8 protein-coding genes are annotated in these 12,236 nt (G+C 73.0%); 2 read left to right on the plus strand and 6 right to left on the minus strand.

What is annotated here, in order from left to right; genetic code table 11:
* Positions 1–84: 84 nt before the first annotated feature.
* From ABZ818_RS18800 to ABZ818_RS18810, 3 genes are read right to left on the minus strand one after another with little or no spacing between them, the layout of a single operon-like run.
* Positions 85–603, minus strand: a complete 519-nt coding sequence (locus ABZ818_RS18800) for a hypothetical protein (RefSeq protein ID WP_361415620.1) — start codon at positions 601–603, stop codon at positions 85–87.
* Positions 600–1,175 carry a sigma-70 family RNA polymerase sigma factor gene (locus ABZ818_RS18805; RefSeq protein ID WP_361415622.1) on the minus strand — a complete coding sequence of 192 codons (576 nt, stop codon included), beginning with the start codon at positions 1,173–1,175 and terminating at the stop codon, positions 600–602. The genes ABZ818_RS18800 and ABZ818_RS18805 overlap by 4 nt, the downstream gene beginning before the upstream one ends.
* Positions 1,176–1,234: 59 nt before the next feature.
* Positions 1,235–2,671 carry a S8/S53 family peptidase gene (locus tag ABZ818_RS18810; protein ID WP_361415624.1) on the minus strand — a complete coding sequence of 479 codons (1,437 nt, stop codon included), beginning with the start codon at positions 2,669–2,671 and terminating at the stop codon, positions 1,235–1,237.
* 158 nt (positions 2,672–2,829) lie between these two features.
* Here ABZ818_RS18810 and ABZ818_RS18815 point away from each other — a divergent pair, with 158 nt between their 5' ends.
* Positions 2,830–5,394, plus strand: coding sequence for a CHAT domain-containing tetratricopeptide repeat protein (locus ABZ818_RS18815; RefSeq protein ID WP_361415799.1), 2,565 nt, complete (start codon positions 2,830–2,832; stop codon positions 5,392–5,394).
* 223 nt (positions 5,395–5,617) lie between these two features.
* Complete coding sequence (locus ABZ818_RS18820) at positions 5,618–8,653, plus strand: M36 family metallopeptidase (RefSeq protein ID WP_361415626.1); 3,036 nt, start codon at positions 5,618–5,620, stop codon at positions 8,651–8,653.
* Between the two features lie 114 nt (positions 8,654–8,767).
* Here ABZ818_RS18820 and ABZ818_RS18825 read toward each other — a convergent pair whose 3' ends face one another.
* The 3 genes from ABZ818_RS18825 to ABZ818_RS18835 form a co-directional block, all read right to left on the minus strand.
* The gene (locus tag ABZ818_RS18825) at positions 8,768–9,919 is read right to left on the minus strand and encodes a helix-turn-helix domain-containing protein (protein WP_361415628.1); all 1,152 of its coding nucleotides are present in this window, start codon (positions 9,917–9,919) and stop codon (positions 8,768–8,770) included.
* A 269-nt stretch (positions 9,920–10,188) separates the two neighbouring features.
* A complete protein-coding gene (locus ABZ818_RS18830; RefSeq protein ID WP_361415630.1) occupies positions 10,189–11,370 on the minus strand; it encodes an ROK family protein in 1,182 nt (393 codons plus the stop codon).
* Positions 11,371–11,629: 259 nt separating this feature from the next.
* On the minus strand, positions 11,630–12,236 hold a 607-nt coding region (locus ABZ818_RS18835), incomplete at its 5' end, for a chitobiase/beta-hexosaminidase C-terminal domain-containing protein (RefSeq protein WP_361415632.1).

The following is a 12,236-nucleotide window of genomic DNA, read 5'->3' on the forward strand; positions in this document are numbered from 1 at the left end:
GCCCGGTCACTTGGTGAGGCACGTCGGCCTGGTCACCGAGCGAGGCACGCCGGGCCGGTCACCCGGTGAGGCGCGACGGGCCGGTTACGCCCGCAGCCACTCCGTGACCACGACCTCGGCGCCCGCGCGCAGCCGCAGCGCGAAAGGCCCGGCGGGCGGGGCCTCGCCGGTGAACCGGCCCAGTTCGTCGGCGGTGAGCGCGGGGCCCGGCCGCCGCGGGCCGGCCAGCACCTCGATCCTGGCCTGCTGCGGCGGCAGCACCTGCCCCATCAGCCCGTCCCCGGTGACCTCGATGTCCACGGTCAGGTCACCGGCCTGGAAGGTCAGCATCCGCGGTGTGTCCGTCGCGCCCCGGACCGGAATGGAGTCGACCAGCGAGTCGAAGGTCAGCTCCGCGATCCGGGCGTCGAGGTCACGCAACGCGTATGCCTCGACGGCGAGTTGACGCAGATCGTCGGGCACCGGGTCGAGGATGGCGGCAGCCTGCCGCAACTCCTCCTCCAGCAGGCCCGCGGCCGCTTCCTCCTCGTCGAACGACCCTTCCCGGTCGAGGAGTCCGTCGCCGCTGCCGTCGTTGTCGCGGGTGTCGTTTCCGTCGCTCACACTGTCCCCCGTGCGTCGAGTCGTGCGCGCAGACGCCGCAGACAGCGCTGGCGCAGTGGTCCGATACTGCCCACGGCCACGCCGAGGGCCGCGGACACCTCCTGGTAGCTGGGCGGCGGCGAGGCGATCAGCACCCGCAGCAACTGGCGGCAGCGGTCGCCGAGTTTCTCGAACTCCTGCCACAGCCTGCGGACCCGCTCGCTCTGCGCGGCGGCCTCCTCGGAGTCGAGCAGCGACTGCTCGGGCGTACGGTCCTCGCTGACCCGGTCCAGCAGCTGCGGATCGCTCGTCACCGTCAGCCGGCTGAGGCTCCTCAGCGTCTTCAGGCACTCGTTGCGCGCGGTGCTCGCCAGCCACGAGCCCGCCTTGTCGGGTTCCCGGATCCGCCCGAGGTGCTGGGCGAAGCGGAACCACACGGTCTGGTACACCTCGTGTCCGTCGGCGTCCGAGAGCCGGTGCGCGCGCACGACCGACCACACGAGCGGACTCAGCCCCTCCACCAGCGCCTTCCAGGCCGCCGCGTCACCGTCGACGGCGGACTGGACGAGCACGCCGACTTCTGCACGATCCACGAACTCACCCCTCGAATACGGCATGTCATCGTACGCCGTGGAGGGGACGGTTCCGGACCTCATGCCGGCGGAGCGAGCCGGACGACGGGGACCGGACTCCATGTCGGCGGACGCAGCGCCGGGACGTGCGCCCCGCGTACTTCCGCGTATTCGGTGTTCGCCGCGAGTACTTGGCGCCGGGCCGCACGCGGGTCGCGCTCCTTGTGCGCGGTCATGTGCGCCGCGATCATGCCGGCGGCCACGGGGGTGGCGAAGGAGGTGCCGCTCCACTGCGCGAAGCCCTCGAACATCACCTGGTCCGCCGTCGCCGGAGGGCTCTGCTCCGCCTCGCTGAGCACCCCGGTGTGCTGGGGGGACTGGCAGGTGCAGTCGTAGGCGAAGCCGAACCGGCAGGCGTCGTAGGTGGAGTGCTGGTAGACGTACGGCACGGGCGCCTGGAAGCCGGTGAGGGCGCTGGTCAGCCGCTCGCCCGGGGCGTACGCCTTCACCCAGGCTCCGTGGTTGCTGAAGCAGGCGCCGTGCTCGCCGTCACCGCGCAGGGCGCCGACCGACAGCACGGACTCGGCGTAGTCCGGCAGGCCGGCGTAGGCCGCGGGCCAGAACGGGGTGCCGCTGGCGTTGTTGCCGGCGGCCGCGACGAGCAGGGTGCCGCGGGCGCGCAGCTCCCGCATGAAGGCGTCCACCCCGAGCAGGCCGTCGGTGCGGCCGTTGGAGGTGCCCGCGGACAGGCTGAGGATGTCGGGCCAGCCGCCCGCGTCGACGGCTTCGAACAGCCGGTGGCCGAACTCGGACTCCAGGACGGCGCCGGCGTCGTTGAGGGTGCCGCGCACGGTGATGTCGGTGTTGGGGGCGACGGCCGCGACCAGCCCGGCGATGAACGTGCCGTGGCCGACGTACTGCTGGAGGACGCCGACGTCGTCGGTCTCCTCCACCTGCGCGTCGCCCTGGACGTGGGCCAGCATCGGGACCGAGCGGTAGTCGTGCATGAGGCCGGTGTCGACGACGAGGACGCCGACGGCGGTGTCCTCGTCGTAGGCGGTCTCGGCGGCCGCCGGGTTGGGGCCCTGGGCGAGCGGGGCGGGCACCGGCTCGTCGCCGGGGCAGGCGTTGACCGCGATGGACACCACGTGGTTGCGGCTGATCAGCCGCCGTCCGGCTCTGCCCTCGTGCTCGCGCAGGGCGCGCAGCGCGTGCGTGACGGCGAGGTCGCCGCCGCGGTCGCCGCGGCCCGGGTCGCCGACCTGGATACGGGTGATGCCGGTGCGGTTGGTCTCGGGGCCTGCGCGGCGCACGCGATCCGCGGTCAGGTCGGGCGCCGCGGTGAAGTGCGTGCGGACGGTGTCCTCGACCAAGCGGGCCTCCTCGCCGTCGCGGGCGAGGACGACGCCCTTCTCGTAGCAGAACTCGGCGGCGTCGTCCGGGCCCATCGCGAGGGGCACGTCCGGCATCGAGCGCTGGATCTGAGCGAACTGCTCGCGGAATCGCTGAGGTGCCATGGCGTGTCCTCCCGTTGGTGCGACGGTCGTCAGTCTGAGCCATGGGGCTCACTCTTGATACAGCGTCAACCGGGATGCGCCGGTTCCAGGGGCCTCACCAGGCCACTACCATCCGACGCGTGACAGCGGGAAGCGACTCGGTCCTCGAACTGCTGCCCATGGTGTTCGCCGCGCCGGGCGAGGCCCTGGCGCGGGCCCGTGGACTGCTGGAGGCCGGTCCGCCGCCGCTGCACGGCTCCGTGGCGCACCAGGTGATCGGCATCTGGCAGCGGGACTTCGGCGACACCCGGCTGGCCCTGCGGCATCTGCGGCGGGCCCGGGATCTGGCGGCGCGCGCCGACTCGGCCGAGCGGGAGGCCGACGTACTGGCCACGCTGGGGGTCGCGTTGGTGCACGCGGGGCGCACACGGCAGGGACTCGCGGCGTTCGAGCGCGGGGTCGCGCGCGGGACGGGCCACACCCGGGCGCGGGTGCTGTTCCGGCGGGCGTACGTGTGGTGGGTGCTGGGCCGTCATCGTGAGGCGCTGGAGGACGTACGGCGGGCGATTCCCGTGCTGCGGCAGGCCGGCGACGTGATCTGGACGGCGCGGGCGCTGACGCTGCGGGCCACCGTGCACCTGGCGCTGGGCGCGGTGGAGCGGGCGGACGCCGACTTCACCGCGGCCCAGGCGCTGTGGGACACCACCGGCCAGGAGCACGACAAGGCCGACGCCGTGGAGAGCCGGGGTCTGGCGGCGTTCCGGCAGGGCGACATCCCGGCGGCGCTGCGGCTCCTCGACGAGGCCGAGGAGCAGTACGCCAAGCTCGGCACGCCGACGTTCATGCTGGACATCCGGCGCTGCGAGGTCCTGATGGCGGCCGGGCTCGCCCCCGAGGCCCTGGCCGGGGCGGACGCGGCGATCGCCGAACTGGACGGCATCGGCGGCCAGTCGACCCGCAAGGCGGAGCTGCTGCTGGCCGCGGCGCGGGCGGCGCGGCTGGCGGACGACCCGCACACGGCGACCGCGCGCGCGGCGCTGGCCGTGCGGCTGTTCGCCGGGCAGCGGCGCACCTGGTGGGAGACGCACGCCCGGCTGGTACTGATCGAGGCCCGGGTGGCCGACGGGCGCCGCTCGGGGCGGCTGGTCGCGGACGCCGCGGCGGTGGCCGAACGGCTGGCCTCCTTTGGCTCGCCCGCCGCGCCTGAGGCGTCGCTACTGGCGGGCCGGATCGCGCTCACCCTGGGCCGGCCGGCGGAGGCCGAGAGCCATCTCGCCGTCGCCGCGCGCAGCCGGCACGGCGGGCCGCCGCTCGCCCGGATGACGGGCTGGGCGGCGCAGGCGCTGCGGGCGCGGGCGGCGGGCTCCCGCCGCGGCGTGCTGGAGGCGTGCCGACGCGGTCTCGACGTGCTCGACGACCACCGGATGACGCTGGGCGCCTCGGAGTTGCGCGCCCGGGCGACCGCGCAGGGCGCCGAACTGGCCGCGCTGGCACAGGAGTCGGCTCTCGCCTCCGGTGAGCCGCGGCGACTGCTGGTGTGGAGCGAGCGCTGGCGGGCCACCGTGCTGTCCGCGCCGCCCACCCGGCCGCCCGCCGACCCGGCCCTGCTCAGCGGGCTGACCGCCTTCCGTGAGATCGCCTCCCGCGCGCAGGACGCCCGCCAGGACGGCCACCCGGTGCCCGCCCTGGAACGCGAACAGCGGCGCCTGGAGCGGGAGATCCGCTCCCGCACCCTGCGTCTGCGCGGCGACGCGCCCGGCGGCGGCGACCGGTTCGACCCCGGCCGGCTGCTGGCGCGGCTCGGGGACGCGCGACTGGTCGAACTGGCCGTGCTGGACGGGCGGGTGCACGTGCTGCTGTGCGGCGAGGGGCGGGTACGGCGCTTCGAGGCCGGGCGGCTCGCGGACGCGGTGACCGAGGCCGAGCACGTGCAGGCGGGACTGCGGCGGCTGGCGCACCCGGGGGCGGCGGCCCGGCTGCCGCTGGTGGAGGCTGCGGGGCGCCGCCTGGAGGCGCTGCTGCTCGGGCCGGCCGCCCGGCATCTGGGCTCCGGGCCGGTCGTGGTGGTGCCGCCGGGCTCGCTGCACCGGGTGCCGTGGGCGCTGCTGCCGTCGTTGCGGGATCGGGTGCTGAGCGTGTCGCCGTCGGCGAGCAGCTGGCTGCGCGCCCACGAGACCGAACCGCCGCCGGAGGGCCGCCGGGTGCTGGTGCGCGGGCCGGAACTGGCGACCGGGGGCGCGGAGGTGCCCGAACTCGCCGACCGCTACGGCACGCCGACCGTACTGGAGGAGGCCGACGCGCACGTGTCGCGGGTGCTGCGGGAGCTGGACGGGGCCGCGCTCGCGCACATCGCCGCGCACGGCACCTTCCGTGCGGACAGCCCGCTGTTCTCGTCGCTGACGATGGCCGACGGCCCGCTGATCGTGCACGACTTCGAGCGCCTGGACCGCAGCCCGTACCGGATCATCCTGTCCTGCTGCGACACCGCCCGGTTCGCCTCGGTGGGCGCCGACGAACTCCTCGGCTTGGTCACGGCGTTGCTTCCGCTCGGCACGGCCGGGGTGGTGGCGTGCAGCGCCCCCGTGAACGACGAGGCGGTGGTTCCGCTGATGCTCGCCCTGCACAAGGGCCTGGACGCCGGGCTCTCCCTGGCCGAGGCACTGCGCGACGCACGGGCCGCGCAGCCGGACGACGCGACGCACCAGGCGACGGGCTGGGCCTTCGCGGCGTTCGGCGCGGCCTGAGGCGGAGGACGGGGCAGCCTGAGCCGGAGAACGGGGCTGCCTCGTACCGAGGACGAAGCGGCCCCTGGCGGAACTATGCATTGTCATGTTTCCGCCATGCACGATCATTACGGCCGCACCATGCCGCATGCCACTCTCCGCGGGTCCGGACGGGCAATCCGCGTCCGGTCCTTCCACGAGGAGAGGGGTACGAGTGCGCACATACTCCACACGCTCCACACGTGTGCGGCGGACCGTCCTGGCGGTGGCCACGGCGTGCATCGTCGCGGTCATCCAGACACCGTCCGCCGGTGCGGACCCAGGCCCGGCACTGCCGCGATCGTCGGACTCCGGTTCGGGCATGCTCGGCGCCCACGGCCACGGCAAGCCCGACAAGGACCTGCCCGGGGCCCACAGAGCCCCGTCGGCCAAGGCCAGAGGCGCGGCGGCCGAGGCCGACGCCCGGGTGCGCTGGAGCCGCTACGGCACCCCCACCACGGTCGTGCCGGACGGCGAGGGCACCACACTGGCGACCGGGCTGCCGGCCGCGCCCGAACAGGCCGCCCGCGCGTATCTGAAGGACAGCGCGGCCCTGTTCGGCATCTCCGCCGACCAGGTCGACGGCCTGAAGCTGGTGTCGAGCACGCCGATCGGCAAGGGCGCGGCGGTGCTGCTCGCCCAAGAGGTGGACGACAAGCCGTTCGGCCGGGACGGCCTGGTCTCCGTGGGCGTGGTCGACGGCACCGTGGTCAGCGTCACGGGCGCGCTCACCCCGGTCACCGGCACCCCGCAGCCCGCGACGCTGTCGGAGCAGGACGCCATCAAGGCCGCCCTGGCCGACGTGACCATGTCGCCGGGCAAACTGACCGAGACCGCGGGCACCGAGAAGTGGCAGAAGTACGAGGCCGAGGACCTGGACGGCACTCAGATGGTGCGCCAGGTGGTCGTCGCCGACCCCGACGGCACGGTGCGCTCCGCCTACCAGGTGCAGGCGGGCACCGCCGGCGAGGAGCCGGAGCTGTACGACAGCATCGTCGACGCGCGCACCGGCGAGGTGCTGGCCCGCCGCTCCCTGGTGGACCACGAGCAGCTGGTGGACGGGACCGAGGACGGCAACCCGCAGTGGAAGGTGTTCCCCTTCTCGCCGCCGCTGGACGACTCGTCCGCCGACACCCGGGAAACCTGGTGCTGGGTAGCGGCACCGGGCTGCGACCGGGTGATGAGCGAGGGCGCGCCGGGCGCCCCGCACCGGGCGTGGGACATCGCCTCCGGCACGGGAGGCGGCACCTACGGCAGCTACTACAAGCTGGGCACCACGCTGGGCTCCAATGCCTTCAGCAGCGACGGCAAGGCATCCAACGGCAGCAACTGGCTCGGCATCACTCCGGATGTGCGGTCCAGCCGGGTCTACGACTACTCCTACGCCGACGCCTGGCACGCCAGCAAATGCGACCCGAAGGTGCTGACCGACCCGGCCCAGCCGGACCGGGACGCCGCGATCGGCAACCTGTTCGCCCAGCACAACGGGATGCACGACTTCTCGTATCACCTCGGGTTCACCGAGAAGACCTGGAACATGCAGCACGACAACTACGGCCTGGGCGGCAAGGGCGGCGACCCGGAGATGGGCAACGCCCGGTCCGGCGCCAACAACCCCGCCACCCGCAACAACGCCAACCAGAGCACCGGCGCCGACGGCGGTGTGGCGCGCACCAACATGTACCTGTGGCAGCCGCAGGCCGGCGCCTTCTACGGGCGCTGTGCCGACGGTGACTTCGACGCCTCCGTCATCGGCCACGAGTACACCCACGCCATCAGCAACCGGATGATCGGCGGCGGCGTCACCGGCATCACCAGCACGCACGGCCGCTCGATGGGCGAGTCCTGGAGCGACCTGGTCGCCAGCGAACGGCTGATCGAGACCGGTGCGGTGCCGGACGGGGTCAACCCCTGGGTGGTCGGCCCGTACGTGACCGACAACAACGAGCGCGGCATCCGCAACTACGCGATCGACAAGAACCCGCTCAACTACTCCAACTTCGGCTTCGACATGGGTGGGCCGGAGGTCCACTCCGACGGCGAGATCTGGAACGCCGTGCAGTACGAGGTACGCCAGGCCCTCGTCGACCGGTACGGCGAGGCGTCCGCGCGCGTGAACGCCTCGTGCGCGGCCGGCAGGACCGCGGTCGAGGACTGCGGAGGCGGCCGTCGCTGGATCCAGCTGATGTTCGACTCGTACCTGCTGATGGGCACGGGCAACATCAGCATGGTCAGTGCCCGTGACGCGATGCTCGCCGCGGACCGGATCCGCTTCGGCGGCGCCGACCAGGACGTCATGTGGGCGGCGTTCGCCAAGCGCGGCCTCGGCATCGGTGCCACCGCCACCTCGACGAGCGACACCCGGCCGCACGCGGACTTCTCCACCCCGAACGGCAAGAACGGCACGGTGACCTTCAAGATCACCGACGAGGACGGCAGCGCGATCGACGGCGCCAAGGTCTCCATCGGCCACTTCAGCACCCGCACCACACCGATCGCCGGCACGGCCTCCGGCCTCGACACCACCGCGCGCCTCACCCCCGGCCGCTATGACGCGGTCGCGGTCGCCCCGGGCTACGGCCTGGTCCGATTCGACTTCCAGGTCGGCGGCAAGTCCAACCGGACCGTCCCGGTGCACATGGAGCGCAACCTCGCCTCGGCGGCGGCCGGCGCCACCGTCACCGGCGACGGACTGAACCTGGCCCGGCTCATCGACGACGACGAAGGCACCAACTGGGCGTTCGTCGGCGACAAGACCAGGACGTCGGTGGTCGGCAAGGGCGTCAGCATCCACCTGGCCGGCGACGCTCCGAGCAAGATCCGCCGCGTCCAGGTCAGCGCCCTGAACCGGCCGACCGACAGCAAGGACCCGGGCGGCGACATCGGCAGCCAGAGCCGCTTCTCGGCCCTGCGCCAGTTCCAGATCTCGGCCTGCACCCGCACCGAGTCGGTGGACTGTTCCCAGCCCGGCCAGTTCAAGCCGGTCTACACCAGCGCGGCGGACGCCTTCGCGGCGGCCAAGCCGCGGCCGGCGGCGCCGGACCTGACGATGCGCAGCTTCGACATCCCGCTGACCACGGCGACCGACCTGCGCTTCGAGACCGTCACCAACCAGTGCATCGGCGGCCCGGCGTTCGCGGGCGAGCAGGACAACGACCCGAACAACGTGACCGACTGCGCAACAGGTTCCACGGCGGCGTTCAACGTGCGGGCCTCGGAGTTCCAGGTGTTCGAGCACTGATCCTGCCGCGGTGACGGTGTGTTCGGCACCGTCACCGCGCACGGTTCCGCGATGTTGCGAGGGGCCTCGACCCAGCCGTACGGGTCGGGGTCCCTCGTGCGTGGCGGCCGTCCGTCACAACCAGCCGCGGCGGGAGGCCTCCCAGGCCAGTTGCATCCGGGTGCGGACCCCGGCGAACGCGATCAGGTCGCGGATGCGGCGCTGGACGGTGCGCAGGCTCGTGCCCAACTGGCCGGCGATGGCGGTGTCCGTCAGCCCGGTGAGCAGCAGCGACAGCAGGAGCAGGTCCTCCGACGGAGGGGTCCGGTCGGATACCGCCGCGCCGTCCAGCCCGTCCTCGGTGAGCACCAGCGGGGAGGCGCCCGCCCACAGGCTCTCGAAGAACGCGATCAGGGCGTCGAGCAGCGCGCCGGGGCGGACCAGGACGGCGGACGGCTCAGGCGTGGGCTCGGCGGACGGCCTGGCGGCGGGGACAGGCGGCGGTTGGGCGAGGGGATCGCCAGGATCTCCTGGATCGCCGGTCGGGCCGCCAGCCGCGTCGCCGGTCGCGTCGCCGGTCGGAGCGTCTGTCGGGCGGCCCGTCGGATCGCCCGTCGGGCCGCCCACGTCCACGGCGCGTGCGAACGGGGACACCAGCATGGCCAGTTGCCGGTCCGCGACCACCATCTTCACCGGGACCTCCGCGGCGACCCGGGCCTGTTCTCCGCTCTCGACGAACTCGCGGATCCGGTACACCTCGGGCGGCACCTCGAGCGCCGACGGCTCGTAGACCGCGCGGTACGTCACCCCCGAGGCCAGGACCTCCAGTTGGGTGTCGTTGCCGCGGGACGGCACCGCCATGTTCGGCGGCTTGCACAGCGCCAGGATCTCGTCCCGGGCACCGCGCTGAAGCTGGTCGAACGTCCGGGCCATCGCCTGCGCCCCGGTCACCGTCTCGACCGCCTCGCCCGAACCCCGGCTCCGGGCCTCGCTGTGGTACTCCTCCGTGAGCTCCGCCATCACCGACTGCGCGGCCTGCAACTCCTGCTGCCGGCTCAGCAGCAGCGGGCCGAGCGCCAGGTCCGGGGGCGACGCCCGGAAGCGGTGTGCCGAACCCTCGGCGCGGCTCACCAGCCCTTTGGCCTCCAGCGTGTCGAGGAGCCTGGCCGCCTCCCGCCCGGACAGACCGAGACGGCTGGCGAGCTGGGACGGCGTGGCCTCCGGCACCCTGACCAGGCTGCGGTACGCACGTACCTCCACGGAGTTGAGACTCGCGGTCTCGAACATGTCGCTCTTCTCCTCCTCCGGTCGTGCGCCGGCCCTCACCGGTACCGGCTCCCGGCCGGCCGGAGCCGCCGGGGAAGAGATCTTGACCTGTCACCATCCACCCGCGCCAGACTGCGGGCGGCGGGAGATCGCGCTCCCCCGCACCGGCCGTGGGCTCGCGCCCGCGCACCAGGTCGGGGGCGGACGATCCGGGCGGTGAGGCGGGGCCCGATGGGGAGGGGAACCGCCTGGCCACGGGTTCCGGTCGCGAGGGTCGGGCCGCGTGGGGGTCAGGCCGGTGAGAAGACGTGGTCGCTGATCAGCCGGGTGGCGCCGACGACGCCGGCGACCTGGCCGAGTTCGCCGAGGACGATCGGCAGGTTGCCGGTCGCCAACGGCAGGGACTGCCGGTAGACCTGGGTGCGGATGCTCGCCAGGAGGTTGTGGCCCAGTCCGGTGAGCCCGCCCCCGATGACCACAAGGCCGGGGTTGAAGAAGCTGACCAGACCGGCGATGACCTGACCGGTACGCCGTCCGCCCAGGCGGATCAGGTCCAGGGACGCGGCGTCCCCGGCACCGGCGGCGGCCGACACGTCCTCGGGGGTCAGTCTCCCGGCCGCTTCGAGCCGTGCGGCCAGTTCCGTCGAGCGGCCGGACTGGGCGAGCGCGGTCGCGTCGCGGACGAGGGCGCTGCCGCCGAAGTACGCCTCCAGGCAACCGATGTTGCCGCAGGCGCACCGCGGACCGTCCGGGTCCGCCTGGATATGGCCGATGTCGCCGGCGCTGCCGGTGACACCGCGGTGGACCTCGCCGCCGACGACGACGCCGCAGCCGATGCCGGTTCCGAGCTTCACGCACAGGAAGTCGCGTACGGACCGGGCGACGCCTGCGTGCTGCTCGCCCAGAGCCATCAGGTTCACGTCGTTGTCGACGAGGACGGGGCAGCCCAGTTCCTGGCTCATCGCCTCACGTACGGGGAAGCCGTCCCAGCCGGGCATGATCGGCGGCGCGACCGGGACGCCCTCGGGGAACCGTACGGGTCCCGGCACGCCGATCCCGGCGCCGTCGAAGTGTTCCGCCAGCCCCGCCTCGCGCAGCTTGTTGGCCAGGGCGAGCACCCGCTCGAAGACCGCGACCGGGCCTTCGCGCACGTCCAGTGTCTCGGCCACGTGACCGAGGACGTCCAACTCGGCGTTGGTGACCGCGACGTCCACGGAGGTGGCGCCGATGTCCACGCCGAGGAAGCGTAGTGACGGGGCGATCCGGACGTTGTGCGAGCGGCGGCCACCGCGGGAGGCGGCGAGGCCGTCCTGGACGACGAGACCCGTCTCCAGCAGCCGGTCGATCTCGAAGGCGAGCTTGGAGCGCGACAGCTCGACCTGCTCCCCCAGGGCGACCCGGGACTGCGGGCCGAGGTCGCGCAGGAGGCGGAGCAGCCGGGCCTGATGAAGATTGGCCGGTCGAGCCGTCATAGACCTCACGCCGCCCCCGTCATGGCAAGAATCGTTCGCATGCCCGGCACGTGGGGGGCACGACTTTGGAAAGGACCGTAGCACCGAGCCGTCGCCGATGAAAGAAACTTGTGCACTAACGAGTGGAACTTTCATCTGCGGATGGACAAAGCCATACGCGGCAGTGTCGTGGACCCGGCACCGGAGGGTGCCCTGGCGGGCTATTGAAGCGGCCCGCCAGGGCTCACGGTTCAGGCGGTGTCACCGCCCAGGCCGTGACTCACGCGTCGGACGGCCCGCGGTTGGGCTTGCCGACGTCGGACTGACCCGCCGCCTTCTTGATCTCGGCGGCCTCCCGCTGGTCGATGACGCCCTCGTCCCGCAGCGTCTGGACGACCTTTCCGACGTGGGAGACGAACGTGCCGTGGTTCTCCCAGGCCCGGTTGTCCTCGATCAGCTCGTTGATCGTGCAGCCGTCGGCCGTGACGCGGTTGGGGATACCGGTGTTGATCGAACCGACGAACACGGTGGCCCGGTCATCCCTTTCCGGACAGTCGGTCGGCGGCTCGCTGTTGACGACGGTGAGGGACAGCGACTTCGGCGTGGACGTGTTGCCGGCCTTGTCGGTGGCCCGGTAGAGGAAGGCGTGGTTGCCGGCCCTGTCGATCACCACCGGTGCCGAGTACTGGAGGTAGGGGCCGCCGTCGAGGGAGTACTCGATCCTGGCCACTCCGGACCCGGCGTCCGAGGCGGACACCGTCACCGTCGCACTACCCACATAGTTACCGGAGGCGTCCTTGGTCCCGGACACCGACGCCGACGTCTCCGGCGGCGTCTTGTCCTCAGGCTGAGCCGCCACCACGGTGAACTGCACCGACTTCACAGCC

The sequence above is a fragment of the Streptomyces sp. NPDC047453 genome (assembly GCF_040643155.1).
Classification (GTDB): domain Bacteria; phylum Actinomycetota; class Actinomycetes; order Streptomycetales; family Streptomycetaceae; genus Streptomyces.